This is a genomic window from Ramlibacter lithotrophicus (assembly GCF_012184415.1).
Taxonomy (GTDB): Bacteria; Pseudomonadota; Gammaproteobacteria; order Burkholderiales; family Burkholderiaceae_C; genus Ramlibacter; species Ramlibacter lithotrophicus.
In genome coordinates, this window is record NZ_VTOX01000006.1 from 156146 (window position 1) to 169813 (window position 13668).

Annotated in this window: 12 protein-coding genes; 6 read left to right on the plus strand and 6 right to left on the minus strand. The window is 70.6% G+C overall.

Annotated features, from left to right (window positions below):
• The first annotated feature begins 50 nt into the window (after positions 1 to 50).
• From RAMLITH_RS16885 to RAMLITH_RS16905, 5 genes are all read left to right on the plus strand, one after another.
• On the plus strand, positions 51 to 416 hold the full coding sequence (locus RAMLITH_RS16885; RefSeq protein WP_168108607.1) for a four-helix bundle copper-binding protein: 366 nt from the start codon (positions 51 to 53) through the stop codon (positions 414 to 416).
• A 32-nt stretch (positions 417 to 448) separates the two neighbouring features.
• Positions 449 to 1462, plus strand: coding sequence for a P1 family peptidase (locus RAMLITH_RS16890; protein WP_168108608.1), 1014 nt, complete (start codon positions 449 to 451; stop codon positions 1460 to 1462).
• Complete coding sequence (locus RAMLITH_RS16895) at positions 1459 to 2781, plus strand: TAXI family TRAP transporter solute-binding subunit (protein ID WP_168108732.1); 1323 nt, start codon at positions 1459 to 1461, stop codon at positions 2779 to 2781. The genes RAMLITH_RS16890 and RAMLITH_RS16895 overlap by 4 nt, the downstream gene beginning before the upstream one ends.
• Complete coding sequence (locus RAMLITH_RS16900; RefSeq protein WP_168108609.1) at positions 2778 to 2930, plus strand: hypothetical protein; 153 nt, start codon at positions 2778 to 2780, stop codon at positions 2928 to 2930. Before RAMLITH_RS16895 ends, RAMLITH_RS16900 begins: the two co-directional genes overlap by 4 nt.
• A gap of 73 nt (positions 2931 to 3003) precedes the next feature.
• Positions 3004 to 3198: a hypothetical protein gene (locus tag RAMLITH_RS16905; RefSeq protein WP_238344238.1), complete on the plus strand. Its 195-nt coding sequence runs from the start codon at positions 3004 to 3006 to the stop codon at positions 3196 to 3198.
• Positions 3199 to 3296: 98 nt separating this feature from the next.
• Here the strand turns inward: RAMLITH_RS16905 and ettA are convergent, their stop codons facing one another.
• Together ettA and RAMLITH_RS16915 are read right to left on the minus strand one after the other, a co-directional pair.
• Entirely contained in the window at positions 3297 to 4958 is a 1662-nt protein-coding gene (gene ettA, locus RAMLITH_RS16910) for an energy-dependent translational throttle protein EttA (RefSeq protein WP_168108611.1), read from the minus strand.
• Between the two features lie 153 nt (positions 4959 to 5111).
• Positions 5112 to 7298, minus strand: coding sequence for a DUF1631 family protein (locus RAMLITH_RS16915; protein WP_168108612.1), 2187 nt, complete (start codon positions 7296 to 7298; stop codon positions 5112 to 5114).
• 384 nt (positions 7299 to 7682) lie between these two features.
• Between RAMLITH_RS16915 and RAMLITH_RS16920 the strand changes: the two genes are divergently transcribed.
• The gene (locus tag RAMLITH_RS16920; RefSeq protein ID WP_168108613.1) at positions 7683 to 9389 is read left to right on the plus strand and encodes a DEAD/DEAH box helicase; all 1707 of its coding nucleotides are present in this window, start codon (positions 7683 to 7685) and stop codon (positions 9387 to 9389) included.
• A 49-nt stretch (positions 9390 to 9438) separates the two neighbouring features.
• On the opposite strand, the gene RAMLITH_RS16925 is transcribed toward RAMLITH_RS16920, so the two are convergent.
• The 4 genes from RAMLITH_RS16925 to RAMLITH_RS26105 are packed head-to-tail and all read right to left on the minus strand — an operon-like array spanning position 9439 to position 13652.
• Entirely contained in the window at positions 9439 to 10479 is a 1041-nt protein-coding gene (locus tag RAMLITH_RS16925) for a protein-glutamate methylesterase/protein-glutamine glutaminase (RefSeq protein WP_168108614.1), read from the minus strand.
• Complete coding sequence (gene cheD, locus RAMLITH_RS16930; RefSeq protein WP_168108615.1) at positions 10476 to 11081, minus strand: chemoreceptor glutamine deamidase CheD; 606 nt, start codon at positions 11079 to 11081, stop codon at positions 10476 to 10478. The genes RAMLITH_RS16925 and cheD overlap by 4 nt, the downstream gene beginning before the upstream one ends.
• 10 nt (positions 11082 to 11091) lie before the next feature.
• Positions 11092 to 11910 carry a CheR family methyltransferase gene (locus RAMLITH_RS16935; protein WP_337786168.1) on the minus strand — a complete coding sequence of 273 codons (819 nt, stop codon included), beginning with the start codon at positions 11908 to 11910 and terminating at the stop codon, positions 11092 to 11094.
• Complete coding sequence (locus RAMLITH_RS26105) at positions 11910 to 13652, minus strand: methyl-accepting chemotaxis protein (RefSeq protein WP_272954195.1); 1743 nt, start codon at positions 13650 to 13652, stop codon at positions 11910 to 11912. The genes RAMLITH_RS16935 and RAMLITH_RS26105 overlap by 1 nt, the downstream gene beginning before the upstream one ends.
• Positions 13653 to 13668: the final 16 nt, after the last annotated feature.

The window sequence follows — 13668 nt, forward strand, 5'->3', positions numbered from 1 at the left end:
GCCCGACGGCCTAGACTGAAAGCGCTTGGCACGTCTTCAGGAGAACCTTGATGTCGCACGAGAAATACGAGGAATACCAGGAATGCATCGCGGCCTGCCATGCCTGCGCCGTCGCCTGCAACCATTGCGCCGCGTGCTGCCTGCAGGAGCCCGACGTCAAGATGATGGCGCGCTGCATCGCGCTGGACAGCGACTGCGCCCAGATCTGCGAGCTGGCGGTCGCCTTCATGTCGGGCGGCAGCGAGTATTCGCCCGCCCTGTGCGCGCTGTGCGCCGATGTCTGCCGCGACTGCGGCGCGGAATGCGCCAGGCACGACATGGACCATTGCCAGCAGTGCGCCGAGGCCTGCCGCCGCTGCGAGCAGGCCTGCCGCGAGATGGCGCAGCGCTCGCGCGCAGGGGCGGTGGAGGTCTGAGGCTGCAGCCCGGCCATGGATAATTCCGATCCATGGCCAGCACCGCATCGCCTTCGCCACGCCAGCGCCGCAAGGCCGGCGCGATCACCGACGTCGCCGGCATAGCGGTCGGCCACTTCACCGACAGCCGCCGCCCCACCGGCTGCAGCGTGATCATCGCCCGCGACGGCGCCGTGGCCGGCGTCGACGTCCGCGGCGCCGCCCCGGGCACGCGCGAGACCGACCTGCTGGATCCCACCCACCTGGTCGACAAGGTCCATGCCGTCCTGCTGGCCGGCGGCAGCGCCTGGGGCCTGGACGCCGCCACCGGCGTGGTGCGGTGGCTGGAGGAACAGGGCGTCGGCTTCGACGTCGGCGTCGCCCGCCTGCCGCTGGTCCCGGGCGCCGTGCTGTTCGACCTGATGGTGGGCGACGCGTCGATCCGCCCCGACGCTGCCGCCGGGTATGCGGCCTGCGAAGCGGCCGCCACCAGGACGCCCGCGGAGGGCAACGTGGGCGCCGGTGCCGGCGCCTGCGTCGGCAAGATCTTCGGCATGAATCGCGCCATGAAGGCCGGTATCGGCACGGCCAGCGTGACCGTCGGCGGCGTCACCGTGGGCGCGCTGATCGCCGTCAATGCGCTCGGCGACGTGGTCGATCCGGAAACGGCGCAAGTGGTCGCCGGCGCGCGCACCCGCAACGGCAAGGCGCTGCTGGACAGCCGGCGCGCCCTGCTGCGCGGCGAGGCCCCGATCCCGGTGCTGGCCGGCACCAACACGACGATCGGCGTCGTCGCCACCGACGCCACGCTCACCAAGGCGCAGGCGACCCGGCTGGCCGTGATGGCCCACGACGGGCTCGCCCGCAGCATCAACCCCGTGCACACGATGTCCGACGGCGACACGCTGTTCGCGCTGGGCACCGGCCGCGCCGGCCAGGCCGTCGGCATGATGACGCTGGGCACGATGGCCGCCGAAGCGACGGCCATGGCCGTGGTCCGGGCGGCGCGCGCGGCCACCGCCCTCACGCTCGGCAAGCTGCGCCTGCCGGCCGCCGCCGACCTCTGAATCGCGTGCCCAAGGCGCTCCGCTTCACGCTGCTGTCCCTGCGCGACCTGCTGGTCTCGGCCGGACCGTTCGTGCTGGCGGCCGTCGCGCTCATCGCGCTGGCCTACCTGTGGCTCGACCCCACGCCGCCGCGGCAGGTGCGGCTCGCGACGGGACCGGCGCAAAGTGCGTACGACGAATTCGGCAGGCGCTATCGCCAGGCGCTGGCGTCCAACGGCATCGACGTGGTGCTCGTGCCCAGCCAGGGTTCGTCGGACAACCTGCGGCTGCTGCGCGAAGGCCGGGCCGACCTGGGATTCGTGCAGGGCGGCAGCAACGAGCGCGCGACGCGCGAGGAGCACGGGCTCGAGTCGCTGGGCAGCCTCTTCGTCGAACCGCTGTGGCTGTTCTACCGCGAAGGCGCGACGCGCGCCGCCATCACGTCGCTCACCCAGCTGCAAGGGCTGCGCCTGAACGTCGGCAGCCCCGGCAGCGGGGTACCGGCGCTGATGCACAAGCTGTTCGAGGCCAACCGCGTCGCCCCCGCCGGCATGGCCTTGTCGCAACTGGCGGAGACGCCGGCCACGATGGCGTTGCTCGCCGGCCAGATCGACGCGATCGTCTTCGCCTCGGCGCCCGAGTCGCTGATGGTGCAGATGCTGCTGCAGACGCCCGGCATCCGCTTGATGGACTTCGCGCAGAGCGAAGCCTATTCGCGCCGCTTTCCGTTCCTGACCCCGGCGGTGCTGCCGCAAGGCGTGGTCGACCTCGCGCGCAACCTCCCGCCGGCCGACCTGCGGCTGGTGGCGACCACGACGTCCCTGCTCGCGCGGGCGCAGACTCACCCCGCCCTGCTGCAGCTGTTCTCCCAGGCGGCCCTGGACCTGCACGGCCCGGCGGGCTGGTTCAGCCGCGCCGGCAGTTTTCCCAACACGCAGCACAGCGAGTATCCGGTCTCGCGCGAGGCCGAACGCGCCATCACGGGTGGACGGCCGTTCCTGCAGCGATACCTCCCGTTCTGGCTGGCCAACCTGGTCGAACGCATGTGGCTGGCACTGGGCCTGATCGCCGCGCTCCTGCTGCCGCTGTCGCGCGTGGTGCCGCCGTTGTACGAGTTCCGCATCCGCTCGCGCGTGTTCCGCTGGTACGGGCAACTGCGCGAGCTGGAGCTGCGGATGCAGCGTGAAGACGCCGACGCCGCGCAGCTGGAGCGCGAACTGGCCGCGCTCGAGCGCAAGGTCGCCGCCATTGTCGTGCCGTTGTCCTACGCCGACGAGCTCTATGCGCTGCGCAACAACATCAACCTGGTGCGCGGTCGCCTGCGGGAGCTGGCGGCGTGAGCAAGCCCTCGATGGACAGCGGCGTCGCGGCCCGCGTCAGGGTTTTCCCGGCAACGATGGACTACCCCGTCGGCCTCCCCGGCTTCGGACGATTCCCACAAGGTGTCGGCAGGATGGAAGGCAAAAACGGGACGCCGCCGACCGCCTGATTCAGCGCCCGCCTATGTTCCGGCACCGCGCCAGCCGCGATAGTGACCATACGCGATGCACAGGAGACATCACATGGTCACCGAATACGAACTGCGCTTCCAGTCCCTCTTCGACAGCGGCCGGGGCTTCGCCTTTCCCTGCGATCCCATGGGCCAGGTCGACCTGGACAAGCTGAGCGACCGGGCGCGCAACAACTACCTGTACGCCCGCGCCATGGTCGGCCGCGAGCTGGCCTGCCCGGCCGTGAAGCCGGCGGCCATGCACTGACGCGGCCGGGCTGGCAAAACAAAGGCGCCCGAAGGCGCCATGTGCGGGACGGAACGGCCGACCGGCCGCTTGATGGTCGGGCAGCCGACGCAGCAACCTTACTTCAGCGCCTTGAACCGCATCCGGTGCGGCCGGGCGCCCTCCTCGCCCAGGCGCTTGAGCTTGTCGGCCTCGTACTCGTGGAAGTTGCCGTCGAAGAAGGTCCACTTGCCTTCGTCCTCGGCGGCCAGGATGTGGGTCGCGATCCGGTCCAGGAACCAGCGGTCGTGGCTGATCACCAGCACGCTGCCCGCGTACTCGAGCAACGCGTCCTCCAGCGCCCGCAGCGTCTCGACGTCGAGGTCGTTGGACGGCTCGTCGAGCAGCAGCACGTTGGCGCCCTGCTTCAAGGTCTTGGCCAGATGCAGCCGGCCGCGTTCGCCGCCGGAGAGCGTACCCACGCGCTTTTGCTGGTCGCCGCCGTTGAAGTTGAAGCGGCCGCAGTAGGCACGGCTGGGCATCTGGAACTTCCCGACGTTGATCATGTCCAGGCCGTCGGAGATGTCTTCCCACACCGTCTTCTCGTTGGACAGGTCGTCGCGGCTCTGGTCGACGAACGCCAGCTGCACCGTCTTGCCGAGCTTCACCGTGCCCGAATCGGGCTGCTCGCGGCCGGCGATCATCTTGAACAGGGTCGACTTGCCGGCGCCGTTGGGCCCGATGATGCCGACGATCGCGCCGGCCGGGATCTTGAAGCTGAGGTTGTCGATCAGCACCCGGTCGCCGAAGGCCTTCGAGACGTTCTCGAACTCGATCACCTCGTTGCCCAGGCGCTCGGCCACCGGGATGAAGATTTCGTTCGTCTCGTTGCGCTTCTGGTATTCGACATCCGACAGCTCCTCGAAGCGGGCCAGGCGCGCCTTGCTCTTCGACTGGCGGCCCTTCGCGTTCTTGCGCACCCACTCCAGCTCGCGCTTCATCGCCTTGGCGTGGGCTTCCTCGCCCTTCTGCTCCTGCTCCAGGCGCGCCTCCTTCTGCTCCAGCCAGGTCGAGTAATTGCCCTTCCACGGAATGCCGTGCCCGCGGTCCAGTTCCAGGATCCACTCGGCGGCGTTGTCCAGGAAGTAGCGGTCGTGGGTGATGCCAACCACCGTGCCCGGATAGCGCTGCAGGAACTGCTCCAGCCATTCCACCGATTCGGCGTCCAGGTGGTTGGTGGGTTCGTCGAGCAACAGCATGTCGGGCTTGGACAGCAGCAGCTTGCACAGCGCCACGCGGCGCTTCTCGCCGCCGGAGAGCAGCCCGATCGTCGCGTCCCAGGGCGGCAGGCGCAGCGCGTCGGCTGCGATCTCGAGCTGGTGCTCGGAATCGGTTCCGGCCGTGGCGATGATGGCCTCCAGGCGCGTCTGCTCGGCGGCCAGCGCGTCGAAGTCCGCATCCGGCTCCGCGTAGGCGGCGTAGACCTCGTCGAGCTTCGCCTTGGCGGTGTTGACCTCCGCCATGGCCTCTTCCACCTCCTCGCGCACCGTGTGCTCCGGATTCAGCTGGGGCTCCTGAGGCAGGTAGCCGATCTTCAGCCCCGGCATCGGCGTGGCTTCGCCCTCGATCTCCTTGTCGATGCCGGCCATGATCTTCAGGAGCGTGGACTTGCCGGAGCCGTTGACGCCCAGCACGCCGATCTTGGCCCCGGGGAAGAAGGACAGCGAGATGTCCTTGAGGATCTGGCGCTTCGGCGGCACGATCTTGCCGACGCGGTTCATGGTGTAGACGTATTGAGCCATTGCCTTGTCTTGCGGTGGAGGAGCACGGCCGCGGCGGCCAGAAACGGCCCGGGCTTTGCGCTGCGAACCCTCGATTATCGCGGGGCGGCGGGATTCGCGGATTTCCCGTTCACACCGGACGCGAATGGCCTTGCCGCGCGCGGCGGCCAAGTGTCAGGTCTTGCCCTGCACGCTGTTGTGCAAGGCGGCCTTGGCCACCTGGTCCAGGGCCTCGTCGACCAGGTTGCGCTCGGCGACGATGCGGATGTGCCCTTGCGCCAGCAGGCGGTCCAGGCTGCGGCGGGACATCGAATGGGCCGAGCCGGATTGCGCCGTGAACATGTAGAGCGTGGCGTGCGGGCTGGCCCAGGTCAGTTGCGCCCGCACCCAGGCGCCGTTGACCAGCAGCTCGACCCAGGTGCCCGTGTGCCATTCGCCGGGGCGCACGGGGCCGGCCGGCTCCTGCTGCTCGAGCTGGGCTGCGGCCGGCTTTTCCGCGCTGAACGCCTCGTCGGGCACGAAGCCGGACTCCTCGCTCTCCTGGCTGTCGAGCCAGATGCTCTGCTCGCTGTCGTCGAAGCGCGACGCTTCGGCTTCCACGGCGTCGGCGGCGGCCTTGCTGGTCTTGTCGCGCCCCTCGTGCACGGCGGCGCGGTGGATCGTGATCAGGTTGTTGAAGAAGCGCGCCGTCAGCTCCGGTGGGTACTGGATCCGGTCCAGCCCTTCGCGCAGCTTGGACAGCAGGCCGGGAATCATCTGCACCAGGCGCCGGGCGCGGCCGCGCTGGGCCGTGCTCTTCTGCACGCTCCAGACCAGGTCGTCGACGAGCGCGCGGTAACCATAGGGGTCGTCGGAGCCGTCCGCGCAACTGAGCTGGACCTCGGCCACCACCTGGCTCCAGGAGCCCTTGAGGAAGTCGATCACGAAATCGGCGACGCCCAGGCCCTCCGCCGCCTGCGCGAACTCGGCCGCCAGCTTCTGCGCGAGCAGGTTGCGCTGCTCGGCGTGCAGCAAGGCGCGCGCCGCTTCCTCGCGCTTGCCGCGCACCACGTCGTCGTGGCCGGTCCACTGCTCGTCCAGGTGCCTGATCAGCTCGTCGAAGGTCTCGGCGTCGACCACCTTGCTGCCCAGCCAGCGCACCGAATCCTCCACGGTCACGACGAAGCGGCGCCAGCCCGGGTCCTTTTCGTCGGTGAACGCGAGGCTGCGCTGGGTGATCCGGTCGAGGAACTGCCGCGCCGGATGGGTGCGATCGCTGAAGAAGCGCGAATCCTGCTTCGCCAGCTTGTGCACGCCCGGCTCCATGGCCTTGAGCTGGCGCTTGAATTCGGGCAGCAGGCGCTTGTCGCGTTCGAGGTTGTCGAACATCATGCGCACCACCTCTTCGCCCAGCTGCAGCCCGATACGCGGAGTCTCGGCGGGGGCGGGTGCCTCCGCCAGCATGTCGCGTTCCGCCGGATCCGGGGCAGGCGGCCTGGGCCGCTGCTCCAGTTTCTGCACCAGGGCGTCGACGCCCTTCATCTCCTGCAGCATCGCCATCGACGCCGGCACGGTGTAGAGGAACTCGGGCCGGCCGGCCTGCGGGTCGAAGTCCCCGGCCAGGAGCTTGCGCAGGCGATCCAGCGTCAGCAGCGTCCTGGCCACCGAGTCCGCCACCGGCTTGCCGTGGGCGCCCGTGCCTTGTTCCAGGCGGCCGCCCAGCGGCACGGCCGGCTCCACGCCGCAGGAGCGCAGCCAGTCGGCCAGTTCGCGATACAGCTTGTTGAGGTTGACGCCGAGCAGGCCGGCGGCCGGGGCGATCAGGACCTCGCGCACGGCCGCATCGGGGACGTGCGTGGCCAGGCACGCCTGGAGCGCCCGCACGAACGCGTCGGGCCGCAGCGGATTGAGGCCCGGCTGGATCGTGCGCCAGCCGAGTAGCGTGCTCACCAGCGCGTCGAGCGGCGGCAGCACGTCGTCGACGGCGTGCGAGACCTCCTGGTGCGCGCGCGCCACCTCGATGCTCTGGTCGATCTCGGATTGCTCGAACAGCCGCAGGTCCTCGAAGCGCAGCGCTTCCGTGTGCACCTGCTCCTTGCCGCCGCCTTCATAAACGATGCGGGTCAGCTCCGTGCGCCAAGTGGCGCCCACCGCCTTCGCGTTGGCGGACAGCTGCTGGATCGCCGCCTGCGTCCCCGGCGCCTGCAGCAGGGCGGAGCGGCGGGCGGCCGTCGGCGCCGAAGCGAAGACCAGGCCGTTCAGCACGTCGGTGATCAGGAGGTCGGCCTGCTGCAACACCGCGTCCAGGCAGTCGTTGAGCGACGGCTCGCGGGCGGTGGGATCGTCGGAGACGCCGATGCGGAACTTCAGGAGCTTGGCCATGGCTGAGCTTGTGAGCCAACCGATTATGAGTCCCGCAACGCGGCTCGCACCAGCGTTTTCCGGTCTCGTCGTCTCCGGGCGGGGGCCGGACGCGACAGGCAGCCGATCGACCGGTAAACCTTTGTTCCGCCGCGTAACGAGGTGAGAACCGCGCGCCGGGATCACGCCGTCGGGGGGCTTTCAGCAGGTTTGGCCAGCCCATGCGACAATACCGGCTGTTGCGGACTCCAGTTGCCCGCAACTCCAGCGTTTCGCTGGGGACCCCAGCCGGCTCGCATGCCGGCAGCGCGGGCTCCCACTCTCCTGAAACTCATCAGCCTTTGACTGGCACGGTGCGCCGCACCGTACAGGCCGATGCCCAGCGCCACGGATGGCGCCTCTTCAATGACTTTTGACGAACTGAACCTGGCACCTGCCATTCTCAAGGCCGTGCGCGAGCAAGGCTACGAAAACCCCACCCCCATCCAGGCCCAGGCGATCCCCGCCGTGCTGGCCGGCCATGACCTCCTCGGCGGCGCGCAGACCGGCACCGGCAAGACCGCGGCCTTCACGCTGCCCATGCTGCACAAGCTCTCCAAGGGCCAGGGCAAGACCAACAAGTTCGGCAAGGACGGCATCGCCGCCCTGGTGCTCACGCCCACGCGTGAACTGGCCGCGCAGGTGGAAGAGTCCATCCGGACCTATGGCAAGTACCTGCCGCTCACCTCGACGGTGATCTTTGGCGGCGTCGGCATGAACCCGCAGATCGACCGCATCCGCGGCGGCGTGGACATCCTGGTCGCCACCCCCGGCCGCCTGCTGGACCTGCAGCAGCAGGGCCACCTGGACCTCTCCACCGTGGAGATCCTGGTGCTCGACGAAGCCGACCGCATGCTCGACATGGGCTTCCTGCCCGACGTGAAGAAGATCCTGGCGCTGGTGCCCAGGGAAAAGCAGAGCCTGCTGTTCTCGGCCACCTTCAGCGACGAGATCCGCCAGCTGGCCAATGGCCTGCTGCGCGATCCGCAGACCATCCAGGTCACCCCGCGCAACACCACGGTGCAGCGCATCACCCAGGTCGTGCACCCGGTCGGCCGCGGCAAGAAGAAGCAGCTGCTCGCCCACATCATCCAGGAGCACGACTGGAGCCAGGTGCTGGTGTTCACGCGCACCAAGTTCGGCGCCAACAACGTCGCCGAGTACCTGACCAAGAACGGCATCAGCGCCCTGGCGCTGCACGGCAACAAGAGCCAGTCGGCGCGCACCCAGGCGCTGGCCGGCTTCAAGAGCGGCGAGCTGCGCGCGCTGGTGGCGACCGACATCGCCGCCCGCGGCATCGACATCGACGACCTGCCGCACGTGGTGAACTACGAGATCCCCAACGTGCCGGAAGACTACGTCCACCGCATCGGCCGCACCGGCCGGGCCGGCAACGACGGCGCGGCCGTCAGCCTGGTCTGCCTGGACGAGGAAGGCTTCATGCAGGAGATCGAGCGCTTCACCAAGCAGCAAATCCCGGTGCAGGTGGTCGACGGCTTCGCCCCCGAGCCGGGCGAGCGCGCCGAGCCGATCGCCATGGGCCGCCAGACCATCTGGGGCGGCGCCGGCAAGCCGCCGGGCCGCGAGGTGATGCAGGCCGCCGCGAAGGCAGCCCGCCAGGAGATGATGCAGCGCATCCGCGACAACAAGGCCGCCGATGCCGAACGCGGCCGCAGCCGCGGCGCCGGCAACGGGTCGGGCAACGGCGGGCGCGGCGCCCAGCCGCAGCCGCAAGGGCAACGTGCCGGCAACGGCCAGAAGCCGGCGCGCGGTCCGGCGCCGATCCAGACGCGCAACGGCAACGGCAAGGGCCAGCGTCCGCCGCAGCAGCCGCGCCGCGACTACGAGGAGCAGCCGCGTCCGGGCGCGCACGAGAGCGCGAGCCCGTTCGTGCAGCGCGACGCCACGCCACGCCACAGCGGCGACGGCCAGCCCGATCCGCTGCGCACCAGCGTCGACACCATGGGCGGCCGCGGCCGCCGTGGCGGCGGCGGTGGCGGTCGGGGCGGCCGCGGCGGCGCCGGCTACGGCAACCGCGGCGGCGGCAGCGGCGCGCGCAGCTACGGCCGCTGAAGCCGGCCGCTGGCCGTGCCACCGGCGCACGCGGGCCGGCTGAGGATCCTCAGCCGCCCGCGAGTTCCACCAGCCGCCGCGCGAGTTGCGCGAGCGGCAGCACTTCGCGCACCGCGCCGGCGGCGATCGCCTGGCGCGGCATCCCGAACACCACGCAACTCGCCTCGTCCTGGGCCAGCGTGTAGCCACCGGCGGTGCGCAATCGCAGCATCGCCTCGGCACCGTCGGCGCCCATGCCGGTCAGCATGACCGCGATCGCGCGGCCGCCGGCGGCGTCCGCCACCGTGCGAAACAAGGCATCCACCGACGGCCGGTGCCGGTTGACGGGCGGGTCGTCGTTGACGCGGACCACGTACCCGCCCCCGCGTCGCGCGAGCGCGAGGTGGCGACCGCCTGGCGCGATGTAGGCGACGCCGGGCAGGGCCGCCTCGCCTTCCTGGGCTTCCTTCACGGTGATGCGGCAGATCGCATCCAGCCTGCGGGCAAACGTTTCGGTGTAGCCGGCAGGCATGTGCTGGGCGACCAGGATCGGTGGCATGGCCGCGGGCAGCGCCGACAGCACTTCGCGCAGGGCTTCGACGCCGCCGGTGGAAGCGCCGATCGCGATCACCCGGTCGGCGCCGGCGGGCAGCACGCGCGGCGGCGGCAGCGGTGCCGCGACGGCGTGCGGCATCACGACGGCCGCGGCGCGCCGCGGCAGGCGCGCCAGGCTCGCGGCGCGGATCTTGTCGGCGATCTCACCGGCGCTCGCCTCGAACTGGGCCCGATCGGCCGGCTTCGCCACGAACTCGACCGCGCCGAGCTCCAGCGCGTGCAGCGTGGTCTGCGCCCCCTCCCGGGTCAGCGACGAGATCATCACCACCGGCAGCGGCCGCACGCTCATCAGCTTGCGCAGGAATTCGAGCCCGTTCATGCGCGGCATCTCGACGTCGAGCGTGATGACGTCCGGCGAGCGCAACCGGATCTGCTCGATCGCGATCAGCGGATCGGCAGCCACGGCGGCCACTTCCATGTCGGGCTGCGCCTCGACGACGCCCGCCAGGAACGCGCGCATCAGGGCCGAGTCGTCGACGATGAGGACCTTGATCATCGGGGCGGCGCGAAGATCTCGATCGAGCCGGCGCCCGCCGCGGCGCGCAGCCGCGTGAGGTACTCGCGCTCCTGCCGCTGCACCTGGTCGTCACCGGTCGGGTCCAGCTTCTTGAGCAGTACCTTGCCGCTGGCCGGACAGAAGTGCAGCTTGCGCGCGCAGTTGTCCAGCAGGTCGCTGCCGACCACCGGGATCGCCTCGGTCGCCAGGAAGCCCAGCACGAACTCGCAGTTGGCGGCACCGACGTCCAGTGACGCGAAGCCGCGCAGGACCCGCCCGCCGCCGAACACCTTCGCCACCAGCCGCCGGCGGTCGGCGCCGAGCTTGAGCATCTGGTTGATCAGCAGTTCCATTGCGTGCACGCCGAAGCGCGCGGACCGCGGCACCGGCGACGCGGCCGTGCCGTTGTCGCCCGGCAGCATGAAGTGGTTCATGCCGCCGATGCGCCGCTGCGGATCCCACAGGCAGGTGGAAACGCAGGACCCGAGCAGCGTCGTCATGCCCAGCGGCCCGGAGCCGGCGTGGTATTCGCCGGGCAGGATGCGGATCGCCTCGAGCCTGAAGTCGCGGTCGAAATAGCGGGCGGACTGGCCGGACTGCATGGTGCGCGCGTCAGCAGCCGCTCGACTCGTAGGCGGTGCGGCCGCAGGGGCGGAAGGCCGGATGGGCCGAAGGGAAGCTCTCGGCGTGCCCCACCAGCAGCAGTCCGCCCGGGGCCAGCGCCGCCGCCAGCCGGCCGGCCAGCCGCCGCTGCGCCTCGCGCTCGAAGTAGATCACGACGTTGCGGCAGAAGATCGCGTCGAAGCGGCCGGGCGCCGGCCATTGCTCGCCCTGCAGGTTGAACTGCGCGAAGCGCACCATGGTCCGCAGTTCCGCTCGGATGCGCACGAAGCCCTCCTTGCCGCCGGTGCCGCGCAGGAAGTGGCGCTGCAGCCGCTCCGGTGCCAGGCCCGACACCCGCTCGGCCGGATACACCCCCTCGCGCGCCGCCGCCAGCACGTCCGAATCGATGTCGGTGGCGAGGATCTCGGCCGGCTGGCCCGCCTCGCGCATCACCATCGCGATCGACCATGCTTCCTCGCCGGTGGAACAGGCGCTGCTCCAGATGCGCATTGCGCCGGCGCCGCGTTCGCGCGCGGCGCGGGCCCGGCGTGCCAGCAGCTCGAAATGGTGCGGCTCGCGGAAGAACGCAGTGAGGTTGGTCGTCAGCGCGTTCACGAAGGCCTCGCGCTCGCCGGAGCCGGCGTCCTGCACCAGGTCCAGGTAGCGCTCGAACGCCACCCCGCCGTGCGCCCGCAGCCGCCGCACCAGCCGGTTGTAGACCATGCTGCGCTTCTGCTCGCCCAGGCTGATGCCGGCGTAGTCGTGGATCAGCCGCCGCACGCGCTCGAAGTCGCGGTCGGTGAGCGCGAACGGCTCGGCAAAGGACACTAGAACTCCTGCCACTCCTTGGCCGACTGCGGCGCGCCCAGCGCCACCGCGGCGCCGCCGTGCCATTGCGGGGGACGCTCGGACCAGGTCCGCGCCGGCAGGGGCACCGCCGCTTCCGGCCGCGGCGGCGGCTGCGGCTGCGTGTCCTGCTCCTCTTCGTCGCCAAGCTTGAAGCGCGCCACGCTGCGCAGCAGGCCGGACGCCTGATCCTTCATCGATTCGGTGGCGGCCGTCGCCTCTTCGACCAGCGACGCGTTCTGCTGCACCACCTGCTCCATCTGCGTCACGGCCATGTTCACCTGCTCGATGCCCGAGCTCTGTTCCTGGCTGGCGGCCGCGATCTCGGCGATCAGCTCGGTGACGCCCTTGACCGAGCCGACGATGTCGTCCATGGTCTTCCCGGCCGCGTCCACCAGCCGGCTGCCGGCTTCCACCTTGCCGACCGAGTCGCCGATCAGCGCCTTGATCTCGCGCGCCGCCGCCGCGCTGCGCTGGGCCAGGTTGCGCACTTCCGAGGCGACCACGGCGAACCCGCGGCCCTGCTCGCCGGCGCGCGCCGCCTCGACCGACGCGTTGAGCGCCAGGATGTTGGTCTGGAACGCGATGCCGTCGATCACGGCGATGATGTCGCCGATCTTGCGCGACGAGCCGCTGATGTCGGTCATGGTGGCGACCACCTGGCCCACCACCTCGCCGCCGCGCCGTGCCACCTCCGAGGCGTCCAGCGCCAGCTGGCTCGCCTTGCGCGCGCTCTCGGCGTTCTGCATCACCGTCGTGGTCAGTTCCTCCATCGAACTGGCAGTTTCCTCCAGCGTGCAGGCCTGTTCCTCGGTGCGCTGCGAGAGGTCGACGTTGCCCTGGGCGATCTGGGTGCTGGTGTCCGCGACCACGCGCGCGCCGCCGGCCACTTCGCCCACCAGCTGCCGCAGGCTGGCCGCCATCCGGCTCATCGCGTACAGCAGGCTGTCCTGGTCGCCCGGCTGCAGGTCGACCTGCACCGACAGGTCGCCGCGGGCGATGCGGCCGGCGACGTGCGCCGCGTAGTCGGGCTCGCCGCCCAGTTGCAGCCGCAAGCGGCGCGAGAAACGCCAGGCGACGGCGGCCGCAAGGACGATGGCCAGTGCCGACAGCGCGAACATGAGGTCGCGGCTGCGCTGGTAGGCGACTTCCCCGTCGCGCGACCATTCGCGCGCTTCGTCGGCCAGGTCGCCGGTCAGCCTGGCCAGCGCCTCGCTGTAGGCGTCTTCCGCCGCACGCACGCGGACCAGCACCTCGCTCCAGGCCTGGTCCTGCCCGCTGCCGCCGGCGTTCAGGAACTCCTGTTCCAGCGCGTCGTAGACCCGCGCCGCCTTCACGATCTCGGTCAGGAACGCGGCGCCACGCCCATCTGCCAGCAACCGCCCGAGCTGGGCGACCAGGCCGGCGCGCTCCCCGCGCGCGTCGCGCGCCCGCGCCAGTTCGTCGCGCACCTGTTGCGGCTCGACGATAGTCGGCAGCAGGCGCAGCCTCGAGGATGCGCGCAGCAGGTCCTCCTGCAGGCGGCTGGCCACGACCAGCGCCGGAATCCCGATGCTGGCCTGGGCCTGGATCTTCTGCTGCAGGAGATGGATGCTGAACAGGCCGAGGCCGGCGCCGCCGATCATCATGCAGATCATCAGGCCGAAGGCGAGCGCCAGGCGTGCGGCCACGCTCATCTTGCGATCGGGTGCCAGGACCCTGGCGAGGCGTTTGTCGGTCGACATAACTGCTCCCGTTGAA

What these genes read in the sequence shown, in the direction of transcription:
- cheD (WP_168108615.1), bottom strand. Translation starts at nt 11,081, where the DNA reads ATGCAGTCCGGCCAGTCCGCCCGCTATTTCGACCGCGACTTCAGGCTC.
- RAMLITH_RS16915 (WP_168108612.1), bottom strand. Translation starts at nt 7,298, where the DNA reads ATGGCCAAGCTCCTGAAGTTCCGCATCGGCGTCTCCGACGATCCCACC.
- RAMLITH_RS16905 (WP_238344238.1), top strand. Translation starts at nt 3,004, where the DNA reads ATGGTCACCGAATACGAACTGCGCTTCCAGTCCCTCTTCGACAGCGGC.
- RAMLITH_RS16920 (WP_168108613.1), top strand. Translation starts at nt 7,683, where the DNA reads ATGACTTTTGACGAACTGAACCTGGCACCTGCCATTCTCAAGGCCGTG.
- RAMLITH_RS26105 (WP_272954195.1), bottom strand. Translation starts at nt 13,652, where the DNA reads ATGTCGACCGACAAACGCCTCGCCAGGGTCCTGGCACCCGATCGCAAG.
- ettA (WP_168108611.1), bottom strand. Translation starts at nt 4,958, where the DNA reads ATGGCTCAATACGTCTACACCATGAACCGCGTCGGCAAGATCGTGCCG.
- RAMLITH_RS16925 (WP_168108614.1), bottom strand. Translation starts at nt 10,479, where the DNA reads ATGATCAAGGTCCTCATCGTCGACGACTCGGCCCTGATGCGCGCGTTC.
- RAMLITH_RS16890 (WP_168108608.1), top strand. Translation starts at nt 449, where the DNA reads ATGGCCAGCACCGCATCGCCTTCGCCACGCCAGCGCCGCAAGGCCGGC.
- RAMLITH_RS16885 (WP_168108607.1), top strand. Translation starts at nt 51, where the DNA reads ATGTCGCACGAGAAATACGAGGAATACCAGGAATGCATCGCGGCCTGC.